20 protein-coding genes are annotated in these 19,785 nt (G+C 71.4%); 2 read left to right on the forward strand and 18 right to left on the reverse strand.

All coding sequences use genetic code 11. The annotated features are described in order from the left end of the window. Positions 1–111: 111 nt before the first annotated feature. The 10 genes from ACQPZA_RS21425 to ACQPZA_RS21470 form a co-directional block, all read right to left on the reverse strand. On the reverse strand, positions 112–873 hold the full coding sequence (locus ACQPZA_RS21425) for a carboxymuconolactone decarboxylase family protein (RefSeq protein WP_169397257.1): 762 nt from the start codon (positions 871–873) through the stop codon (positions 112–114). Next, positions 870–1,778 (reverse strand): NAD(P)-dependent oxidoreductase, encoded by a 909-nt coding sequence (locus ACQPZA_RS21430; RefSeq protein ID WP_433273112.1) that lies wholly within the window; start codon positions 1,776–1,778, stop codon positions 870–872. The genes ACQPZA_RS21425 and ACQPZA_RS21430 overlap by 4 nt, the downstream gene beginning before the upstream one ends. Further along, positions 1,771–2,202, reverse strand: coding sequence for a carboxymuconolactone decarboxylase family protein (locus tag ACQPZA_RS21435; RefSeq protein WP_246266653.1), 432 nt, complete (start codon positions 2,200–2,202; stop codon positions 1,771–1,773). Before ACQPZA_RS21435 ends, ACQPZA_RS21430 begins: the two co-directional genes overlap by 8 nt. Positions 2,203–2,213: 11 nt before the next feature. Beyond that, entirely contained in the window at positions 2,214–2,624 is a 411-nt protein-coding gene (locus ACQPZA_RS21440; RefSeq protein WP_169397256.1) for a cupin domain-containing protein, read from the reverse strand. 3 nt (positions 2,625–2,627) lie between these two features. Next, positions 2,628–3,530, reverse strand: coding sequence for an NAD(P)-dependent oxidoreductase (locus ACQPZA_RS21445; protein WP_433273115.1), 903 nt, complete (start codon positions 3,528–3,530; stop codon positions 2,628–2,630). Beyond that, complete coding sequence (locus tag ACQPZA_RS21450; RefSeq protein WP_433273117.1) at positions 3,527–4,381, reverse strand: N-acyl homoserine lactonase family protein; 855 nt, start codon at positions 4,379–4,381, stop codon at positions 3,527–3,529. Before ACQPZA_RS21450 ends, ACQPZA_RS21445 begins: the two co-directional genes overlap by 4 nt. A gap of 19 nt (positions 4,382–4,400) precedes the next feature. Next, positions 4,401–5,732, reverse strand: a complete 1,332-nt coding sequence (locus ACQPZA_RS21455; protein WP_169397269.1) for an MFS transporter — start codon at positions 5,730–5,732, stop codon at positions 4,401–4,403. A 104-nt stretch (positions 5,733–5,836) separates the two neighbouring features. After that, positions 5,837–6,682, reverse strand: a complete 846-nt coding sequence (locus ACQPZA_RS21460) for an SDR family NAD(P)-dependent oxidoreductase (RefSeq protein WP_169397253.1) — start codon at positions 6,680–6,682, stop codon at positions 5,837–5,839. Positions 6,683–6,870: 188 nt separating this feature from the next. Beyond that, complete coding sequence (locus ACQPZA_RS21465; protein ID WP_211174498.1) at positions 6,871–7,599, reverse strand: GntR family transcriptional regulator; 729 nt, start codon at positions 7,597–7,599, stop codon at positions 6,871–6,873. A gap of 149 nt (positions 7,600–7,748) precedes the next feature. After that, the gene (locus ACQPZA_RS21470) at positions 7,749–8,438 is read right to left on the reverse strand and encodes a hemerythrin domain-containing protein (protein ID WP_433273120.1); all 690 of its coding nucleotides are present in this window, start codon (positions 8,436–8,438) and stop codon (positions 7,749–7,751) included. A 98-nt stretch (positions 8,439–8,536) separates the two neighbouring features. Here ACQPZA_RS21470 and ACQPZA_RS21475 point away from each other — a divergent pair, with 98 nt between their 5' ends. Next, on the forward strand, positions 8,537–9,166 hold the full coding sequence (locus ACQPZA_RS21475) for a TetR/AcrR family transcriptional regulator (protein ID WP_433273122.1): 630 nt from the start codon (positions 8,537–8,539) through the stop codon (positions 9,164–9,166). Here the strand turns inward: ACQPZA_RS21475 and ACQPZA_RS21480 are convergent. Beyond that, on the reverse strand, positions 9,127–10,695 hold the full coding sequence (locus tag ACQPZA_RS21480) for an MDR family MFS transporter (RefSeq protein WP_433273124.1): 1,569 nt from the start codon (positions 10,693–10,695) through the stop codon (positions 9,127–9,129). The genes ACQPZA_RS21475 and ACQPZA_RS21480 overlap by 40 nt on opposite strands. Positions 10,696–11,051: 356 nt before the next feature. Between ACQPZA_RS21480 and ACQPZA_RS21485 the strand changes: the two genes are divergently transcribed. After that, on the forward strand, positions 11,052–11,843 hold the full coding sequence (locus tag ACQPZA_RS21485) for a transporter substrate-binding domain-containing protein (RefSeq protein WP_433273126.1): 792 nt from the start codon (positions 11,052–11,054) through the stop codon (positions 11,841–11,843). Here ACQPZA_RS21485 and ACQPZA_RS21490 read toward each other — a convergent pair. The 7 genes from ACQPZA_RS21490 to ACQPZA_RS21520 are packed head-to-tail and all read right to left on the reverse strand — an operon-like array spanning position 11,830 to position 19,703. After that, positions 11,830–12,843 carry an alpha-ketoacid dehydrogenase subunit beta gene (locus ACQPZA_RS21490; RefSeq protein ID WP_433273128.1) on the reverse strand — a complete coding sequence of 338 codons (1,014 nt, stop codon included), beginning with the start codon at positions 12,841–12,843 and terminating at the stop codon, positions 11,830–11,832. The two genes, ACQPZA_RS21485 and ACQPZA_RS21490, sit on opposite strands and share 14 nt — an antisense overlap. Continuing rightward, positions 12,840–13,832, reverse strand: a complete 993-nt coding sequence (locus tag ACQPZA_RS21495) for a thiamine pyrophosphate-dependent dehydrogenase E1 component subunit alpha (protein ID WP_433273131.1) — start codon at positions 13,830–13,832, stop codon at positions 12,840–12,842. The genes ACQPZA_RS21490 and ACQPZA_RS21495 overlap by 4 nt, the downstream gene beginning before the upstream one ends. A 1-nt stretch (position 13,833) precedes the next feature. Then, positions 13,834–14,823, reverse strand: a complete 990-nt coding sequence (locus ACQPZA_RS21500; protein WP_169397248.1) for an alpha-ketoacid dehydrogenase subunit beta — start codon at positions 14,821–14,823, stop codon at positions 13,834–13,836. Positions 14,824–14,834: 11 nt separating this feature from the next. Then, a complete protein-coding gene (locus ACQPZA_RS21505) occupies positions 14,835–15,866 on the reverse strand; it encodes a thiamine pyrophosphate-dependent dehydrogenase E1 component subunit alpha (protein ID WP_433273133.1) in 1,032 nt (343 codons plus the stop codon). After that, complete coding sequence (locus ACQPZA_RS21510; protein ID WP_433273135.1) at positions 15,863–16,732, reverse strand: sugar phosphate isomerase/epimerase family protein; 870 nt, start codon at positions 16,730–16,732, stop codon at positions 15,863–15,865. The genes ACQPZA_RS21505 and ACQPZA_RS21510 overlap by 4 nt, the downstream gene beginning before the upstream one ends. Then, positions 16,729–18,033 carry a dihydrolipoamide acetyltransferase family protein gene (locus ACQPZA_RS21515; protein WP_433273137.1) on the reverse strand — a complete coding sequence of 435 codons (1,305 nt, stop codon included), beginning with the start codon at positions 18,031–18,033 and terminating at the stop codon, positions 16,729–16,731. Before ACQPZA_RS21515 ends, ACQPZA_RS21510 begins: the two co-directional genes overlap by 4 nt. Before the next feature lie 47 nt (positions 18,034–18,080). After that, positions 18,081–19,703: an ABC transporter substrate-binding protein gene (locus ACQPZA_RS21520; protein WP_433273139.1), complete on the reverse strand. Its 1,623-nt coding sequence runs from the start codon at positions 19,701–19,703 to the stop codon at positions 18,081–18,083. Positions 19,704–19,785: the final 82 nt, after the last annotated feature.

Consider the following 19,785-nt stretch of genomic DNA (forward strand, 5'->3'; position numbering starts at 1 on the left):
CGCACCCGAAACGGGCGACTCACGCACCCGAAACGGGCGACTTGCCGACGACCACAGGAGCGTGGGGCGCCGACCGGCTCGACCGTCCCCCGGTGCCGAGCCGGCCGGCAGTCACCGGGGAGCGGCCTGGGTCAGCTCGGCGAGGATGGGGGCTGCGGTCGTCGCGGCATGGATACCGATCACGCTGACGATCGCGAGCACCTCCATGATCTCCCCGGCCGTCGCTCCGAGCCGGACCGCGTTCTGCATGTGCAGCTTCAGCCCCGGCACGTAGAGGTGGGTGGCCGAGGCGTCGAACGCGATGTAGATGAGCTCCTTGATCTTCGGCGGCAGGGTCCCGGTCTTCCAGGGCACCGAGGAGAACTCGATGTAGGCCTCGAACAGGTCGGGGTCGAGCTCGAGCAGGCCGTCCCAGAAGGTGTGCCAGTAGCCGCGGTTGGCCGTGAACTCGGCCTTGAGCCGCTCGCGGCGCTCGTCGAGCGGGGCGGGGCCGTCCCGCAGCCCCTCCTCCTCCAGCACCTCCAGCAGCAGTGGCACGCCGATGTTGCTGGCGTGGATGCCGAGCGTGCTGGTGAGCTCGATGACCTCCATGATCTCCTGCGGCGTGGCGCCGTGCTCCAGCGCGGCGGCCACGTGCTGGCGGATCCCGGGCACGTAGAGGTGCGTCGCCGCGGCGTCGGCGGCGATGTAGACGAACTCCTTGACCTTGGGCTCGAGGTGGGACTCCCCGGTCCAGGGCACGGCGGAGAAGTGCAGGTAGGCCCGGACGAACGGCGGGTCGAGCTCCAGCATCCGCTCCCACGCGTCACCCCAGGTGCCGCGCACCTTGATGAACTCGTCCTTGATCTCCTGCTGCTCTGCGGTCAGCGTCATGGGGTGCTCCTCGGATCGGGATCCGTCACCTCGCCGGCCCGCAGCCAGCGCACGATCTCGGTGTGGTCGGCATCAGGGGGGAGTGCCGTGGCCGCCTCGCCCCAGAGCTCGACGGTGCGGCCGATGAGCGCGGACGGCGCGCCCGTCGCCTCGGCCAGGCCCAGCGCGATGCGGATGTCCTTGACCATCAGCGCGAGCGCGAAGCCGGAGTCGTAGGTCTCGGGCACCACGAAGTTGGGCCACTTGTTCTCGGTGGAGCCGCTGCGCCCGCTCGAGGAGTTCACCGCGTCGAGCATCACGGAGGGGTCGAGGCCGAAGCGTTCCCCGGCCAGCAACGCCTCGGAGCTCGCGAGCAGGTGGGCCGCGGACATCAGGTTGTTGAGCGCCTTCAGCGCGTGGCCCGCGCCGACGGGGCCGACGTGGCGGACCCGGCCGAGGAGCGCCAGCAGCGGCTCGACACCCGCGACCGCGTCGTCCGGGCCGCCGACCATGATCGTCAAGGTGCCCTTGGTGGCGCCGGAGACCCCACCGGACACCGGCGCGTCGATCATGGTGGCGCCCCGGGCGGCCACCTGCTCGGCGAGCGCCCGGGTGCGCATCGGCTCCGAGGAGCCCATGTCCACCAGCACCGTGTCGGGGGTGAGCGCGTCGAGCAGCCCGTCGGCCAGCACGGCCTCGACGATGTCCGAGTTCGGCAGCATCAGCACCACGACCGACGGCCCGACCGCCACGACCTCAGCCGGCTTGTCGACGACCGTGACGACGTCGGCGAGCGCCTCCCGGGGGCCCGGGGCCGCGTCGTGGGCGCGCACCGCCACGCCGGCAGCGACGAGCCGCCGCACCATGGGGTCGCCCATCCGGCCCAATCCCACGAACCCGACGGGCCCCACCGGCGGCTCAGACACGACCGGTCCCGTTCCGCTCCGCCGCGAGCTCGCCGAGCACGCGCTCGGCCACCCGGAAGGACTCCAGCGCGGCGGGCGCGCCGCAGTAGGCCGCGGCCTGCAGGAGCGCCTCCTGGATCTCCACCTCGGTGCACCCGTTGGTGACCGCGCCCCGGACGTGGACGCCCAGCTCGTGGTTGCGGTTCAGCGCCGTGAGCATCACGAGGTTGAGCAGGCTGCGGGTGCGCCGGTCCAGGCCGGGCCGGCTCCAGATCTCGCCCCAGGCCGTGCGGGTGACGTACTCCTGCACGGGACGGGCGAAGTCGCTCACCCCGGCCAGCGACCGGTCGACGTGGGCGTCGCCCAGCACCTCCCGCCGGATCGCCAGCCCCTGCTCGTAGCGCCCGTCGGTCGTCGCTCCGCTGGTCATCGCATCGCTGGTCATCGCATCCCCGGTCATCGCTGCCCTTCCAGCGCCACCAGGGCGCGGTACTCGTTCTCGTCCACCTCGTCCAGCCACACGGTCGGGCCGAGCGACACGGCCAGGTGGGTCATCACGGTGTCCACCGTGCCGCCGTGCCAGTGCCGCTCGCCCGGGGGCACCCAGACCACGTCCCCGGCCCGGATCACCTCCGGCTGTTCGCCGTGCGTGCAGACCCATCCCCGGCCGGCCGTCACCACGAGGATCTGGCCGCCGGTGTGGTGGTGCCAGTAGGTGCGCGCGCCGGGGGTGAAGGTCACCGAGTTGATCGTGTTGCCCTCAGCGGTGGTGGGCAGCACCGGGTCACCCCAGACGGTGCCGGTGAAGGTCTCCGTGCGGGACTGGGTGGGGGTGGAGTCGGGGGCGCGGCCCCGGACGATCTGCATGGGTCATTCCTCCGTCTTGTCGTGGACGCGGGTCCCCCCGGCGACGTCACCGATCGCGTCCACCACCCGGTTGCTGATCTGGTCGCCGTAGCCGAGGCTCTCGGCCAGCCCGAAGCTCGCCAGCGGGCCCGCCGCGTTGAGGCTGGGCACCCCGAGCTTGCCGATGAGGTCGACGTAGAGCGCCACGTCCTTGGTCATCAGCCGCCCGGTCAGCCCACCTTCGAGGTAGTCGCCCTGCACGATCCGCGGGAACCGGTTGAGCGTCGCGAAGTTGACCCCGCTGCTGCTGTTGATCACCTCGAGCAGCTGGCTCAGGTCGAGCCCGGCACGCCGGCCCGCGACCATCACCTCGGCCGAGGCCGCGAGGCTCACCGCATTGAGGAAGTTGTTGAGCAGCTTCGCGGTGTGCCCGGCCCCCGAGGCGCCCATGTGGTGCACGTGCGCGGCGATCGGCTCGAACACCCATCCGATCTCGGCAAGCGCATCGGCGTCGCCGCCCGCCATGATCGTCAAAATGCCCTTGTCGGCGGCGGCAGCTCCCCCGGAGATGCCGGCGTCGAGATAGCGGACCCCCACCGCCGCCGCCTCGGCGTGCAGCGCGACCGTCGAGGACGGCGCCGCCGTGGACAGGTCGACGATCGTGGTCCCCGCCGCGGCGCCGGCGAGCACCCCGCTCGGGCCGCGGACGACCGCCTCGACGACGTGGCTGTCGGGCAGCGACATCAGGACCACCTCGGACGCCCTGGCCACCTCGGCCGGGTCACCGAGCAGCGTCGCGCCCACCGCCTCGACCCGGCCGGCCTGCGCGTCGAACCCCACCACCGGGATCCCGGCGTCGACCAGGCGGCGCGCCATCCGGCCACCCATGTTGCCCAGCCCGACCACTCCCACCGTCGGAGCGCTCATGACACCACCACTTCCTCTGCTTGCGTCCTCGTCCTGCCGGCGACCCGCACGACGAGGTCGGTGAGATCACCGGGCATGTCGGGCAGCCGGCCCGGGAACCGGTCGGGCACCGCGGCGTCGTGGCCCGCCAGGAGCAGCCGGCCCGGGTCGGCGGACATCTCGCGCAACAGGTCGAAGCCGCGGTACATGTCGACCAGGTCCGCCACCACGAAGAACGGACGGTCGCGTTCGAGCTCCTCGTAGAAGTGCAGCGCGTCGGCAGCCAGGATCACCGCGCCCGGTCCGCCGTCCTCGCCGTCGACGGCGACCTGGGCCACGAGCTGGCCCGGGGTGTGCCCTCCGACGACGACCAGCTCGAACCCGGGCGCGAGGTCGAGGGTCTTCTCGACCAGCCGCAGCCTGCCCTGCTCCCCCGCGGCGGCGAGCCGGTCGAGCTCGATCGCCTCCGTGGAGTGGGCGAACTGGGGGCGAGCGGCGTACGGGCCGGTCCAGAACTCGTACTCCCGGCGGGCGATGACGATCTCCGCGGCCGGGAAGCGCTCCAGGTTCCCGATGTGGTCGTAGTGCGCGTGCGTGACGACGAGCTGGCTGACCGAGCCCGGGTCGATGCCGAGCGCCATGAGCGCGTCACCCGGGTCGGCGAGCTGGGTGCGGCCCCGCCGCCGCCCGGCCTCGGCGCTGAACCCGCAGTCGACCACGATCGTGCGATCTCCGTCGCGGACGACCCAGAAGAAGTAGTCCATCGGCAGGTCCTCGTCGGGCTCGCCGTAGACGTGGAAGTTCAGGTAGTTCTCCGCCTTGCGCGCGAGCCTGGTCCCGTAGCGGACCGCCAGCACCTCGTACCCACTCATCAGAATCTCCTGCGTTCGTTCATCGGGTCGATCCTGCGGCGACGGCCGCATCGGCGTCCAACCCACGGCCGACGGTCTCGGGGAGCCACCGGGCCAGTGCGACGGTGCCGAGAACGGCGACGACGACCATGTACAGCGCGGGCAGGGTGCTGCTCCCGGTGCCCGCGGCGATGGCGGCCGCGATCAGGGGGCCCGGGCCGCCGATGAGGGCGAGCCCCAGGTTGAACCCGATCGCGCTGGACGTGGAGCGGGTCTGGGCCGGGAACAGCTCCACGAGCATGCACACGGTGGTGACGCTGACCATCGACTGGAACACCGAGAACAGCACCATGCCACCGACCACGCCCGCGGCGGTGCCGGTGCCCATCAGCGCGAACGCCGGCACGCTCACGATCGCCAGCCCGGCACCGCCCGCGAGGTTCACCCGGCGCCTGCCCACCCGGTCGCTCAGCGCCCCCGCCACCGGGCACAGCGCCGCGTAGACCAGGAGCCCGATGGCGACGAGCACCAGGGCGCGGGACTGCGGCAGCTTGACGGTGGCGGTCAGGAAGCTGATCACGTAGGTGGCGAGATAGTAGAAGCCGAGGCCCTGCACGCTGGAGAACGCGAAGGTGAGCGCGATCGCCCGCACGTCGCGTCCGGCGCGCCGCACCGGGGCGGTGCTGACCGCTCCCGCCTGCACCAGCCGCTGGAACACCGGCGTCTCGTCGATCCGCAACCGGATCCAGGTGCCGACCAGCGTGAGCGGCACCGCGACGAGGAACGGGACCCGCCATCCCCACGACAGCATCTGCTCCGGGGTGAGGCTCAGTTCGAGCGCGAGGACCAGCAGGCCGCCGAAGGCGGTGGCGAGGGCGGCGGTCGCGGAGACCACGCTCGCGAAGCGACCCCGGCGGTTCGTCGGCGTGTGCTCGACGAGGAACGCCGCCGACCCGGTCCACTCCGCCCCCGCGGAGAAACCCTGCAGGCAGCGCAGCAGCACCAGCAGGATCGGCGCGAGGACCCCCGCCTCCGCGTAGGTGGGCAGCACCCCGATCAGGGTGGTGGACAGGCCCATCAGGCCGATCGACAGCGTGAGCAGCGCCCGGCGCCCGCGGCGGTCACCCATCGCTCCGAGCACGAGGCCGCCGAGTGGCCGCATGAAGAACGCCACGCCGAAGACGGCCAGGGAGGCCAGCAGCGAGGCGGCCGGGCTCACGCCGGGGAAGAAGAGGCGCCCGAGTGTGGCGGCGAGGAAGCCGTAGATGGCGAAGTCGAACCACTCCGTGAAGTTGCCGACGGCCGTGGCCAGAGCGACGACGCGGCGGGCCTTCCCGAGATCCGCCTCCGGGTCCTGGACACCCTGCGCCATCGCACTCTCCTCGGTGAGCAGTCGATCGTCGTGGTCGATTGACATACTGTCAGACAATCCGAGCGCGCGCACAGCGCCCGGGTGACGCGGTCGAGCGTCGGCAGCTAGACGCGGCCCGCCGTGGGAGCGGTGCGGGCGTCGAGCGCGGCCGTGTCCCACGCACCGGCACCGCCGGAGGGACGCACGCTGTTGACGATCGACGCGCCGCCGTCGACCGAGACGGCCTCGCCGGTCATGTAGGCGGCGTCGTCGCTGAGCAGGAAGGCCACGACGGACGCGATCTCCTCCGGGCTGCCCGCCCGGCGCAGCGGGGTGGTCGAGGCGCGCTGCACCATGTCGGCGCTGCCGCCCGGACCATCCCCCGAGCCGAAGAGTGCGGTGGGGACGATGCCGGGCGCCACGGCGTTGACCCGCACGCCCAGCGGGCCGCCGTACACCGCGGCGTTGCGCATCAGCCCCAGCACGCCGTGCTTCGAGGCGTGATAGGGCAGCAGGTCAGAGCTGCCGCGCAGGCTCGCGATGGACGCCGTGATGACGATCGCGCCCGCGCTGCTCTGCAGGAAGTACTGCCGGAACGCGGCGCGGAGCCCGAGGAACGTCCCCCGCATGTTCACCGCGATCACCCGGTCGAACTCCTCGACGCCCAGATCGGGCAGGGCCGTCGGGGTGCCGGGGATCCCGGCGTTGAGGTGGTGCAGGTCGACCCGCCCGAACCGGTCCACCGCGGCATCCATGTACCGCTCGACGTCCTCCTCGCGGGAGACGTCGGCCGCGACGCCGATGGCCTCGCCCTCGAGACGGGCGGCCAGCGCCGACGCGGCGTCGCCGTCGAGGTCGACCAGCACGACGGATGCTCCCTCACGCGAGAGCCGCGCCGCCGTGGCACCACCGATCCCGCCGGCGGCACCGGTGACGACCGCGACTCGACCTGTGAGAGATCCGACCGGCATACCCACTCCTCAGTTCGCAACGCTCGCCTGACTGTATGACAATCGGACGAGCACTGCCAACCGAGATCGTCCGACCGGCAGACCGGGGTGGACCGGATGTCGGCGACCCACGACCGGCCGGCCCAGTGGGGGTCGTCCGAGTGGGGTCGGCCCCGCGGGACGGACCCAGCGCCCGGCGGGGCGGAACGTCAGCTGGTGGCGGCCACGAGCGCGTGCGAGGAGTGGCGGATCGCCTCGATACCGGTGCGGGCAGCGGCCCGGACGTGCGTGACCATGGCGTCGGCCGCGGCGCCCGCTTCCCTGGCCTCGACGGCTTCGACGAGAACCCGTAGCTCGGCCACGGCCTCCGGCGGGCGGGCGGGACCGGACGACAGCGAGCTCGCCCGCAGCAGGCTCACCCGGGCGTGCAGCTGGGACAGGCTCGCCCGCAACGCCGAGTTGCCCGCGCCGGTGAGCAGCACCTCGTACAGCACGTCCTTGGCCTTGAGCACGGCCACCGTGCCCTCCCGCCGCTCGACCACGCTCTCGAGCTGGGTGAACGCCCGGCGCAGTGCGACCACCTGGGCGTCGGACGCCCGCTCGACGAACTTCTTCACGAGGTGCCCCTCGAGGACCTCGCGCAGCTCGTAGAGCTCCTCCGCCTCCTCGGGCGACAGGGCGACGACGACAGCACCCTTCTGGGGGATGGTCTTGACCAGCCCCTCGGCGGCGAGCTCGCGCAGCACCTCGCGGATCGTCGTACGGGAGACCCCGGTCATGTCGATCAGCTCGCGCTCGATGAGGCGTTGGCCGGGGGCGAAGCGGAAGCTGAGGATGGCCTCGCGCAGCACGTCGAGCACCTGGCTGCGGAGGGGGGCGGCCACCCGGCCGATCTGCGCGGCGAGACTCGTCACCTGCTCGCTCCCGGCTTCGCTCACCGGCTCAGCGTACGGCATGATCGTCATACAGGGAGCGGATATCCGGTTCGGGCCGTTCGGACGAACACCCAGGATCGGACACGAGCCCACCATAGCGCCGAAGATCAGTCGCGCGCCAACGCGGCGCGGATCCGGCGGCGCGCCCCGCTCTACGCCACCCCGAGCGCCTTGCGGCGTGCGTGGTAGCGGCGCAGCAGCACCGGGCGCAGCCAGCGCACCGGCGGCGGGAAGTTCGCCACGATGGCGTCATAGCCCGGGGCGGGCGTGGGATCGGAGAGCAGCCCGAGTACCAGGTCCGGTCCGGACTTGGGGGCCGCCGCCACGATCGCCGCCCGCAGCGTGCGGATCTCGGCCGCGGACACCTGGGGGAACAGTGCGCGCAGCACGGGCTCCTCGTCGTCCAGGTGCCCGCCGAGGGCGTCGCGGCAGACGACGGCCTTCGGGTATCCCGTGGTCGCGGCGACCTGCACCGCCGCCCGGCGCTCCGCCGGAGTGCGGGCCGCGCCGAGCGCGCCGATGGCCTCCGACAGCGCGGTCAGGTTCGCGTCGAGCTCCTCGTGCTCCTGCGTGAGCCGGGTCAGGTCGTCGGCGGAGCCGGGGAAGAGCCGGCGCAGCAGCGGCCAGAACTGCGCGTCCTCGCTCCGGTGGTGATGGTGCAGGAAGCCGTTGTGCCACCGCGCCACGGAGACGAGCGCCCGGACGTCCACGGGACCGTCGTCCGCCAGCACCTTCAGCGACTGCGCGATCAGCTCCGACCCGCGCCGCAGGATCGTGTGCACGGCCAGCAGTTCGTCGTACATGCGCAGGCCCTCGGCAGGGTCGGGCTGCAGAGCGGTCATGGAGCACCTCGGATCAGGACGGGCAGCGGCGAGACAGTTTCAGGTGAACGGTAATGCAATCAATACCCTACGCCTGCATCGACCCCTAGACTCCGGGTATGGCTTCGACGCGCTCCTACCGCTCGCCGCGCCGGGAGAGCGACGCGGCCGACACGCGCCGCGACATCCTGCGCGGCGCCCGCGATCTCTTCGCGGCACAGGGCTACGCCCGCGTCACCGTGGCGGACATCGCCAGGCAGGCCGGCATCGCTGTCAAGACGGTGTACGCGAGCGCGGGCACGAAGGCCGACATCCTCACGGAGCTGCTGACCGACGCCGCCCAGAACGCGGGCGCGCAGGAGACCCTCGCCGAGGTGCTGCGGAGCGAGGATCTCGGCGCAGCCATGCGCGCGCTGGCCCGCGGCACGCGCGCCGGCAACGAGACGCACCACGAGACCATCCAGATCATGTTCTCGTCGATGGCGGGCAGCGACATCGCCGAGGAGATCTGGCACCGGTCCACGGACTACTACCGGGACACCCTCCGCCGCGTCGCCGAGCACCTCCACACCCGGGGGCTGCTCACTCCCGGCCTGGACGTGGACGCGGCAGCAGACCGCCTCTGGTTCTGCTTCGGGATCACCGCCTGGCGCACCCTCGTCGCGGACTGCGGGTGGACCTACGACGAGGCCGAGCGGTGGCTGTGTCGTCAGGCCGTCGGGATGCTGGGCGACGCCGCCCGCGCCTGAGCGTCCTCGGGGAAGGTCAGCTCCGTGGTCTTGCGCGGCATCAGCAGCACGGCCCCCACGATGACGACGCTGATCACGAACATCACCAGGAACACGTTGTGCGTGGCGTCGTAGAGGGCGCTGCGGACGAACGCGTCGACCGGCGAGGCCGGGTCGAGGTGGCCGCCCAGCACGAGGCTGGTGGCGTCGGCGCTCGGTGGCAGGTGCCCGGCCACCGCGGCCGGCGGATGCGCGAAGCGGTCCGCGAGCGTGGCGTTCGCGATCGCCCCGAGGACAGCCACGCCGATGGCGCTGCCCATCGAGCGGTTGAACATGTTGGTGCCGGTCACCACTCCGCGCCGGTTCCAGCCGACCGTCGACTGCACGGCGACCAGGGTGGGGACCGACGCGAGGCCCAGACCGACCCCGAGCACGAAGGCCGCACCCGCGGTCTCCCACACCGTCGCGCCGATCGGCAGCAGGGCGATCAGCAGCGCCCCGATGACGACGAAGACGCTTCCGATGAGCGCGGTGTCCCGGAAGCCGAGCCGCATGTAGATGCGCCCGGCCTGGGACGCCGAGAGGGGCCACCCGACGGTCATCGCCCCCAGCGTCAGGCCGGCGACGAGCGCACCGGTTCCCAGTACGCCTTCGGCGAAGGTGGGGAGGTAGGAGCTCATACCGATCAGCAGAGCCCCGATGATGAGCGACGCCAGGTTCCCGCCCACCAGCGTGCGCTTGCTGAACACCCACAGCGGCACCACGGGCTCGACGGCCCGCCGCTCGACGAACACGAAGGCGATCAGCATCGCCGCGCTGATGGCGAAGATCAGGACGCCCTGCACCGAGCCCCAACCCCAGGCCACACCACCTTCGAGCAGTCCGAGGATCAGCAGCGAGCAGCCGAGGGTGAGCAACGCGGCGCCCAGGTAGTCGATGCGGCGCTTGCGCCGCTCGACCGTCTCGGTGAACTTGAGGACCAGCACCACCACGGCGATCGCACCGACGGGGACGTTGACGTAGAAGATCCACCGCCACGACAGGTACTCGGCGAAGACCCCGCCGAGGGTCGGCCCGATCACCGACGCCATGGCCCACACGGTGGCGAGGTAGCCCTGGACCTTGCCGCGTTCCTCCACCGTGTACTGGTCGCCGACGATCGTCATGCTGATCGGCTGGACGGCTCCCGCCCCGATCCCCTGGATGGCCCGGGAGATGATCAGGACGGGCATGCTCCACGCCGCGCCACAGAGCACCGAGCCGAGCAGGAACACCGCGATGCCCCAGAGCATCACCGGCTTGCGGCCCAGGACGTCCGCGAACTTGCCGTAGAGCGGGACGGTCACCGCCTGGGTGAGGAGGTAGATCGAGAACAGCCAGGGGAACTGTTCGAAGCCCCCGAGGTCGGTCACGATGGACGGGACGGCCGTGGCGATGATCGTGCTGTCCAGCGCCACGAGACCGGTGCCGAGCATCACCGCGAGGAGGACCGGCCCGCGCTCCGAGCGGAAGCCGATCCCCTTCGTGCCGGAGGGGACCACACTGGTCACTGCTGGAACTCCTTGGAGGACGTCGGAGAGCAGGAAGCTGAGAACGCCCGCTTCTAGTTCGCAATGCTAGTTATTTTACGGTCCGGTCGCGTTCCCTCCGGTCCGGAGTGGCGCGACACACCCCGACGGCGCTCCACGGCACATCCAGGGCGTTCCGGTCCGCAGCACGGCACCGAGCACCTCGTTGGGCCACTGAGTGGAACAGTGAGCGGCGTCATAGCCGGGCCGATCCCGCAGTTGAGGGCGTCGATGCCGCCGGGCGGCCCGAATTGCGCAGTTGTTTGTTCCAGCCACCGGCGCACGGACTGCTAGGTATCGATCTCATGAAAAGTCCGTGGCGTAGGTGCGCCTTTGCCGTGACGGCCGCAGTCGTTACGACGCTGGCCGCTGCGTGTGGTTCGACGGCGTCGGCCGTGGGGCCCGCACAGGCACCGAACCTCAATGACATCGTCAAGCAGGGCACCGTCCGGGTCTGCAGCACCGGGGACTACCGCCCGTTCACCTATCGCGATCCGCAAGGGCAGTGGAGCGGAATCGACATCGAGATGGCCCAGAACATGGCCCAGCGCCTGGGCGTCAAGCTGGAGCTCGTCCAGACGACGTGGGGCACCATGCTGAGCGACCTCGGCACGAAGTGCGACATGGCGATGGGGGGCATCAGCGTCACCCTCGATCGCGCGCAGCACGCGCTCTACAGCGCCCCCTACCTGCGCGACGGCAAGGCGGCCATCGTCCGCTGCGCCGACCGCTCGAAGTATCCGACATTGGCCAGGATCGATCAGCCCGGAGTGCGCGTCGTCGTGAACCCGGATGGCACCAACGCCGATTTCGACAAGGCGAACATCCATCACGCCACGGTCGTGAACTTCCCGGACAACAACACCATCTTCGGCCAGCTCCTCGACAACAAGGCAGACGTGATGATCACGGACGCCAGTGAGGTGCGGTGGCAGACGAAGGCGAACCCACAGCTCTGCGGGGAGAGCCTTGACCATCCCTTCACGTTCGAGCAGAAGGCCTATCTGATCCCGCAGAGCGATCCGGTCATGCAGCAATGGGTCGACGAGTGGCTGAACATCGCGCAGAACGACGGCACGTACGCGGCGATCAGCAAGAAATGGACGGGTCAGGTGATCAGCGCGACGTGAGGTCCACACCGGGGTCACTACGGCCGAGCGTCGCGAGCACGGCGGCTCGCACCTCGGCCGCACCCGGCAGGTACGCGTCCTCCAGGGGCGGGCTGACCGGGATCGGCTGGAACGGCGCCCCGACGCGCTCGATCGGCGCGTCGAGGTCGTCGAAGCCCGCATGCTGGACGGCCGCGGCGATCTCGGCACCGAAGCCCCCGTGCTGCACCGCCTCGTGCGCCACGACCAGCCGGTTGGTGCGCCGGACCGACTCCAGGATCGTCTCCAGGTCGAGCGGGACGAGCGTGCGCGGGTCGATCACCTCCACCTCGATGCCCTCGGCGGCGAGGGCCTCGGCCGCCGCGAGTGCCTCGTGCACCAGCCGCGACAGCGCGACGACGGTGACGTCGCGGCCGGGACGCAGGACCGCCGCCTTGCCGATCGGGACCGGTTCGATGCGGACGGGCACGGTCTCCTTGCGGAAGTACAGCGTCTTGTTCTCGACCACCACGACGGGCCCGGGGTCGGCGATCGCGCTGGCCAGGAGCCCGGCCGCGTCGACGGCCCGGCTGGGCATCACGACCGTCAGGCCCGGCACGTGGGTCAGCCAGCTCTCCATGCTCTGCGAGTGCTGCGCCCCCGACCGGTGCCCCGCGCCGCCCTGCGTGCGCAGCACCATCGGGACGGTCAGCTGGCCGCCCGACATGAAGTGCGCCTTCGCCGCCTGGTTGACCAGTTGGTCCAGCGCGAGGGTGATGAAGTCGATGTACATGATCTCCAGCACCGGCCGCAGGCCCGACTGCGCCGCCCCGACGGCGATCCCGCAGATCGCGGCCTCGCTGATGGGGGTGTCGAGCACGCGCTCGGTGCCGAACTCGTCGACGAGCCCGGCCGTCGTCGTGAACGGCCCGCCCGCCGTGACGTCCTCCCCGATCACGAACACGGTGGGGTCGACGCGCATGGCGTCGCCGATCGCGCCGGCGACGGCCGCCGCGTAGGTCGTCTCGTGCGTCTCACTCATGACTTTCCTCCGGCCCGCACCAGCGACGCCGCCAGCACCTCGTCGGGGAACGGGCTGCGCCGCGCCGCCTCCACGGCCTCGTCCACCTCGGCCCGCGCCGCCGCTTCGAACTCCGCAGGGTCGCCATCGGCCAGCCAGCCGTCCGCGGCGCCCTGGCGCTGCAGCCGCAGGATCGGGTCCTTCTCCTGCCACTCCGCCTTCGAGACGGCCTCGCGGTAGCGGTCGGGGTCGCCCTCGTAGTGCCCGCGCAGCCGGTGGGTGAGGCACTCCAGCAGCGCCGGCCCCTCCCCCGCCCGGACGCCGGCGAGCATCCGCCCGAACACCGACCGGACGGCGGCGAACTCGTTGCCGTCCACGGTCTCGCGCGGCAGGTCGTACGGGGCGACGACGTCGCTCACCCGCTCGACGTTCGTGTGTGCCGAGCGCGGGCTGAACTCGGCGAATCCGTTGTTCTCGCACACGAACACCACCGGCAGCTTCCACAGCGTCGCGATGTTGATCGACTCGTTGAACTGGCCTGCCTGCACCGCACCGTCGCCGAAGAACACCACGGCGACGGCGTCGCCGCCCCGCATCCGGGCGGCGAGCGCGCTGCCCAGCGCCATCGGGATGTTGCCCCCGACCACGCCGGTGGCCCCGAGCATCCCGTGCTCGACGTCCACGAGGTGCATCGAGCCGCCGAGCCCCTTGCACAGTCCGCCGACCCGTCCCATCAGCTCCGCGAGCAGGGCCGGCAGCGGGGCACCCTTGGCGAGGGTGTGCCCGTGGGCGCGGTGCCCGCTGTAGACGGCGTCGTCGTCGCGCAGCTGCCCACAGACGGCGGCGGCCACGCCCTCCTGCCCGACGGACAGGTGGATCAGGCCGTGCACCTCCCCGGCCCGCTTGAGCTGCCCGACGCGTTCCTCCATGGCCCGGATCCGCCACATGAGGCGCAGGGCGTCCCTGAGCTGATCCGGGCTGGGCTGATCGGGACCGGTCGTTCCACTCACGTCAGGCCACGACTCCCGCGCCGAGCACCTGCCGGACGGCGGCGACGATCTTGCCGGTGTCCGGCAGGATGAAGTCCTCCATCGGCTTCGAGTACGGGATCGACGCGTCCAGTGCCGTGACCTGCACGATCGGCGCCCGCAGCGACGAGAACCCGTGCTCGGCCACCTCGGCGGCGATCACTGCCGACACCGACGAGTGCCGGGTGGCCTGGTCGACGAGCACGAGCCGGCCGGTCTTCGCCACCGACGTCAGCACCGTGGCGGTGTCCAGCGGAGCGATCGTGCGAGGGTCGATGACCTCGGCGCTCACCCCCTCGGCGGCAAGCTGCTCGGCCGCACCCAGGGCGTGGCCGACGGTCCACCCGGTGGCCACGAGCGTGACGTCGGCGCCCTCGCGACGGACGACCGCCTGCCCGAACGGCACCAGGTGCTCGCCCTCTGGCACCGGGCCCTTCTCCAGGGTCAGCAGGTAGTGGTGCAGGAACAGCACGGGGTTGTCGTCGCGGATCGCCGTGGCCATCAGCCCCTTGGCGTCGGCAGGCGTGGACGGCAGGGCCACCTTGAGACCGGGGATGCCCATGAACATCCCGTAGATGGAGCCGGTGTGCTGCCCGGCCCACCCGGCGGTGAAGCCGTAGCCCGCCTTCAGCACCAGCGGCGCCTTCACCTGACCCCCGGACATGTAGTGGAACCGGTTCGCCTCGTTGACGACCTGGTCCATGGCCACGAGCAGGAACTCGGCCATCGTGCAGTCGACGACCGGCCGCTTGCCGGCGAGCGCGGCGCCCGCCGCCATGCCGATCTCGGCGGTCTCGGAGATCGGGGTGACGCGCACGCGGCCGTCCCCGAAGGCCTTCACGAACGGGTCCTCGGGGTTGTTGCCGACGCTCTGGCCGAAGAACACGACGTCCTCGTCGCGGGCCATCTCCTGGTGGATCGCCTCGTTGATCGCGGCGATGTAGGGAATCTCGCGGGTCGTCTCGTTCGTCATGTCGGGCTCCCTCAGGCGTAGACGTAGGTGAGCGCCTCGTGGGGCTCGGGGAACGGGCTCTCCAGCCCGAAGTCGACGGCGTGCTGCATCTCCGCCTGAGCCGCCTGGGCGATCTCGGCCGCCCGCTCGGCGGTGATCGCACCGGTCTCGACGAGGTGCGCCCGGAACCGCGGGATCGGGTCGCCGCGCTTGGCGGCCTCGTACTCCTCCACCGCGCCGTACTTGGAGATGGCCTCGTGCTCCGGGTAGTGCAGCGGCACCCCGGGCGGAGCGATCGAGTTGCCGTGCGCGGACAGGCGGTAGACGAGCGACTCGATCAGCGTGGGGCCCTCCCCGGCGCGGGCCCGGTCCACCGCGGTCGCGACGGCCTCGTGCACAGCCAGCGGGTCGGAGCCGTCCACCGTCACGCCGGGGATGCTGTAGGCCTTCGCCTTCATCGACAGCGGTTCGCCCGCCGCGGCGTTGGCGTCCTCCTGCTCGGTGCGCACCGTCGCGGAGAAGCTGTTGTTCTCCATGATGAAGACCACCGGCAGCTTCCACACCGCGGCGATGTTCAGCGACTCGTGGAACGCCCCCTGCTTGGACGCCCCGTCGCCGAAGAACGTGAGCACCACCTCGCCGCGGCCGCGCAGCTGGGCCGCGTAGGCGGCGCCGGTGCCCTGGGGGATGTTCTGGCCGACGATCCCGGACGTGCCCAGGAAGCCGCGCGCGGGGTCGGCGAGGTGCATCGACCCCCCGTAGCCCTTGCAGATGCCACCCGCGCGCCCGTAGATCTCGGCCATCATCGCGGCGGTGTCGCTGCCCAGGGCGATCGGGTAGCCGTGGCAGCGGTAGGTGGCGAACACCTGGTCACCGTCGCGGATCGCGCCCACGGAACCCACGATGGACGCCTCGGCGCCGTCGGCGAGGTGCGTGTGCCCGCGGATCACCCCGGGGTGCTCGGCGAACGTCCGCTTCACCCGCTCCTCGAACTCCCGAATGCGCACCATCTGCGAGTACAGCTCGACGAGCCGTTCCGCCGGGATGCCGTTCGCACCGCTCATGCCTTCAGTCCCTTCTCGATCTGGGCAGTGGAGGTCTCGACCGTCCGCCGGAACATCTCCGGCAGCGGCAGGGCGCGCAGTGCGTCGGACAGCACCTCGACACCCCATGGGCCGGCGTAGCCGAGGTCGGCCAGCGCCCGGACGTAGCCGGGGATGTCGAACTCGCCCTCGCCGGGCAGCCGGCGGAAACGCGTGGTCTCGTGCGTGTGGTCGGGCATGTTCTCCTGCATGCCGTCGCTGAGCTCCACGTAGGTGAGCAGGTGGCGCGGGATCGCCCGCAGGTCGTCCGGGGAGATCGCCATCTTGCCCAGGTGCCACGTGTCGATCGCGATGCCGCCGTTGGGCGCCTCGGCCCCACCCACGATCTGCAGCACCGCCTCCAGCGAGGCCGCGTTGACGTCGAAGGGCATCAGCTCGTAGGTCAGCGGAGCGGCGTGGCGGTCCGCCGCGTCGGCGCACAGCTCGCCGAACGCCTCGGTGAGCCGGTCGATCGTCGCCGGCGTCCGCTGCAGGTTGCCGATCTTGATGTGATGGGCGTCGAGCGCGGCGGCGGCGTCGAACAGCAGGTCGCGCTGGCCGTCGGACGCCGCGCGCTTCTCGTCGCCCCGCGGGACGAACCAGTCGTTGAGGAACTCCAGCTCCAGATGCACCAACCCGTTGTCGTCGAAGATCTGCTTGATCTCGGCCAGGGTGTAGCGCTCCAGCAGGTGCTCGAGGTCGGTGTGCCAGAGGCCGAGACCGCTCATGCCGACGCGCTTCGCCTCGGCGCACCGGTCCGGCCAGTCGAACAGGCTCCACTCGCGGCCGGTCCGGATCTCGACCGGTCCTGCCGTGGTCCAGTAGGCGCCCAGGATGTCGACGCTCATGCACGCTCCTCACTCGTCGTCGGGTGGTCGAGCAGCAGGGCGAGCGGCCGTTCCAGCAGCTCGACGAGGCGGCGCAGGAACCGCGCCGACTCCGCCCCGTCGAGCACGCGGTGGTCGCTGGTCAGGGTGAGGGTGAGGACCGGACGGACCTGCACCTCGCCGTCGATCTCGCGGGGCAGCCTGCGCAGCGCCCCGACGGCGAGGATCGCCGCCTGCGGCGGGTTGATCACGGCCTCGAAGACGGTGACCCCGAACATGCCGAGGTTGGACACCGTGAACGTGGCGCCCTCCAGGTCGGCGGGGCCGATCCGGCCGCTGCGAGCCAGCTCGGCCAGCTCGCGCGTGCGGACCGCGATCGAGGTGAGCGACCGGCGGTCGGCGTCGGTGACCGTGGGCACCAGCAGCGCCTCGGGCGTGTCCACGGCGACGCCGATGTTCACGCGCTCGAACATCGCGACAGTGCCCTCGCGGTAGGACGCGTTGACCCGCGGGTGCTCCCACAGCGCCCGGCCGCTGGCCGCCACCACGAGGTCGGTGACGGTCGGGACGGCGGTGACGTCCCCGAGGTCGGCGATCCCGGAGCGCAGCTCCAGCGCCCGGGTCATGTCCACCTCTGCGGTGAGCGGGAACGAGGGCACCGTGGCGGCCGACTCGGCCATCCGGTCGGCCGTCAGCCGCCGGGCCCGCGACAGCTCGACGAGCGTGACCCTTCCGCGCAGGTCGGGGACGCTCCCGCCGGCAGGCGCGGAACCGTTGAGTGCGGACGCCGGGGCCGCGGTGGCCGCGGCCGCCGCCTCGATGTCCGCGCGCACGATCCGGCCGCCGGGACCGGTCCCCCGCACCCCGGCGAGGTCGACGCCGAGCTCCTTCGCCCGGCGACGCGCCAGCGGCGAGGTCGGCACCCGGTTCGCCCGGCGCGCCGGGGCGGTGGCCGCAGCGGGCGGGTCCACGGAGACCGGAGACGCGGGGGCCGAAGGCGCGGCCGTCGAGGCCGCGGGAGGCGGATCGGCAACCGGGCCAGCGGCGACCGGGGGCCCGGCATCCGCTGCGGGCGACCCACCGACCCGGGCGATGACCGCACCGACCGGAAGGGTCGCGCCCTCCTCGGCCAGGATCTCGAGCACCCCACCGGCATCGGCCTCGAAGCTCACCGTCGCCTTGTCGGTCTCGATCTCCGCGAGCTCGTCGCCGCGCTCGACCGCCGCACCCGAGGCGTGCAGCCAGCGGACGATCGTGCCCTCGGACATCGACTCCGACAGCCTCGGCATGCGCACGTCGAGCACGCCGTCGGAGTCACCCACGCGTGTTCACCATCCGGTCCTCTCCCCTGCGGGCCCGCGGCCGGGCGTCACCGGTCCAGCCACAGCGACCCGTAGAACAGGTCGCGCGACAGGTACCGGTCGATGCCCTTGACGTCGGGTTTCGTGATCGTCGAGAGGTAGCTGCGGCTGAGCCACGCCACCGCGATGTCCTGGTTGGAGAGCAGCTCCACCTGCTGGTAGTCCTTCGCCCGCTGCGCGGCGTCGGTGGTGGCGCCAGCTTCGTCGAGCAAGCGGTCGACCTCGGGGTTCGCGTACTTCCCGTAGTTGACGTTGCCGTCCGAGCGGAGCAGGCGGGCGGCACCGGGGTACGGGTAGTCGAACGTGTTGACCCAGCTGATCAGGTTGAAGTCACCGCTCTGGATCACCCGCGAGGTGAACTCGGCCAGGTCGTAGAACTTCAGGTCCACGGTGATGCCGACCGCGGCCATCTGGGCCTGTACGAACTCGCCGAGCGAGACCTCGCTGCGGCTGGTGCTGAAGGAGAAGGACGCCGTGCCGCCGGAGGCGACGTACTCCTGCACGAGCTGCTTGGCCTTCTCCGGGTCGTACTTCGGCCAGGCGGCCGAGGACTCCGGGTTGTGGTACGGGCTGTCGTCCTGGAAGAGCCCGTCGGCGCCGATCAGCTGGCCCATGTACTGGCTCGCGCCGAGCGCGTTCAGGTCGATCGCCCGGACCACGGCCTCCCGCATGCGGCGGTCGTCGAACGGCTTCTGCTGGAAGTTGAAGTAGAAGAAGAACCCGCCGTTGCCGGGGCCGTAGTAGACCTTCAGGTTCGGGTTGCCGAACGCGCGCACCAGCTCGTTGTTGTACCCGCCGTAGATCATGTCGACGTCGCCGTTCTGCATCGTCGAGTAGCGGGTCTCGGTGTCGGGCAGCGGCCGGAACTCGATCGAGTCCAGGTAGGGCTGCCCGGCCTTCCAGTAGTTCGGGTTCTTCTTCAGGATCATCTTGTTGTCGCGGACCCAGCTGTCCATCACGAACGGTCCGGCGCCGACCGGGTGGTTCGCGATGTCGTCGCCGTACTGCGCCAGCGCGGCAGGCGAGACGATCATGCCGAGTGAGCCCGCGTTGAACGCCTGCGCGAAGAACACGGGGAAGTCGCCGAGCGGCTGCTTGAGCGTGAACTCGACGGTCAGCGGGTCGACGGCCCGCATCGAGGCGATCGTGTCGGCGTACGCGTGGGCCGGCGACGTCGGCTTGTCGATGTGCCGCTGGGTGTTGACGATCACCGCGTTCGCATCGAGCGGCGTCCCGTCGGAGAACGTGACGCCGTCGCGGAGGCCGAGCCGCCAGGTCAGGCCGTTGTCGGCGCTGTTGATCGACGACGCCATCCACGGCTGCACCGTGCCGTCCGGACCGATCCGGAACAGCAGGTCGTAGATCGCCTGGGCGACGACGTTGCCGTTCTGCCGGGCCGGGTCGAAGCTGACGATCTCCCGGTCGTTGCCGATGATCAGGTTTCCGCCGGTCTTGGGTGTGCCCTCCGCCGCCAGGTCACCGCCGTAGGGGTCCAGCACGCGGACGCTCGTGGCCGCGTCGGTCGCTCCCCGCGTGTTCGCCCCCACCGCCCCACACGCCGCCAGCAGTACCGCGCAGAGAACGGCGCACACCGCTGTGCCGCCCCGGGACGGCCGTGATCGCCAACGCATCGCGCACACTCCTCGTCGAGTTCCGGCGGTTCCCGACTCCGCGGTTACGAGGAGGAAGCCTGGGTCCCGGGCACCGGGTCAG

It is taken from the genome of Pseudonocardia xinjiangensis, assembly GCF_050948425.1.
In the GTDB taxonomy this organism is placed as follows: domain Bacteria; phylum Actinomycetota; class Actinomycetes; order Mycobacteriales; family Pseudonocardiaceae; genus Pseudonocardia; species Pseudonocardia xinjiangensis.

Excerpts from the sequence above, each read along its gene's own strand:
- ACQPZA_RS21425 (WP_169397257.1), bottom strand. The coding sequence starts at position 873 with ATGACGCTGACCGCAGAGCAGCAGGAGATCAAGGACGAGTTCATCAAG.
- ACQPZA_RS21435 (WP_246266653.1), bottom strand. The coding sequence starts at position 2,202 with ATGACCAGCGATGCGATGACCAGCGGAGCGACGACCGACGGGCGCTAC.
- ACQPZA_RS21440 (WP_169397256.1), bottom strand. The coding sequence starts at position 2,624 with ATGCAGATCGTCCGGGGCCGCGCCCCCGACTCCACCCCCACCCAGTCC.
- ACQPZA_RS21445 (WP_433273115.1), bottom strand. The coding sequence starts at position 3,530 with ATGAGCGCTCCGACGGTGGGAGTGGTCGGGCTGGGCAACATGGGTGGC.
- ACQPZA_RS21450 (WP_433273117.1), bottom strand. The coding sequence starts at position 4,381 with ATGAGTGGGTACGAGGTGCTGGCGGTCCGCTACGGGACCAGGCTCGCG.
- ACQPZA_RS21455 (WP_169397269.1), bottom strand. The coding sequence starts at position 5,732 with ATGGCGCAGGGTGTCCAGGACCCGGAGGCGGATCTCGGGAAGGCCCGC.
- ACQPZA_RS21460 (WP_169397253.1), bottom strand. The coding sequence starts at position 6,682 with ATGCCGGTCGGATCTCTCACAGGTCGAGTCGCGGTCGTCACCGGTGCC.
- ACQPZA_RS21470 (WP_433273120.1), bottom strand. The coding sequence starts at position 8,438 with ATGACCGCTCTGCAGCCCGACCCTGCCGAGGGCCTGCGCATGTACGAC.
- ACQPZA_RS21475 (WP_433273122.1), top strand. The coding sequence starts at position 8,537 with ATGGCTTCGACGCGCTCCTACCGCTCGCCGCGCCGGGAGAGCGACGCG.
- ACQPZA_RS21490 (WP_433273128.1), bottom strand. The coding sequence starts at position 12,843 with ATGAGTGAGACGCACGAGACGACCTACGCGGCGGCCGTCGCCGGCGCG.
- ACQPZA_RS21500 (WP_169397248.1), bottom strand. The coding sequence starts at position 14,823 with ATGACGAACGAGACGACCCGCGAGATTCCCTACATCGCCGCGATCAAC.
- ACQPZA_RS21505 (WP_433273133.1), bottom strand. The coding sequence starts at position 15,866 with ATGAGCGGTGCGAACGGCATCCCGGCGGAACGGCTCGTCGAGCTGTAC.
- ACQPZA_RS21510 (WP_433273135.1), bottom strand. The coding sequence starts at position 16,732 with ATGAGCGTCGACATCCTGGGCGCCTACTGGACCACGGCAGGACCGGTC.
- ACQPZA_RS21520 (WP_433273139.1), bottom strand. The coding sequence starts at position 19,703 with ATGCGTTGGCGATCACGGCCGTCCCGGGGCGGCACAGCGGTGTGCGCC.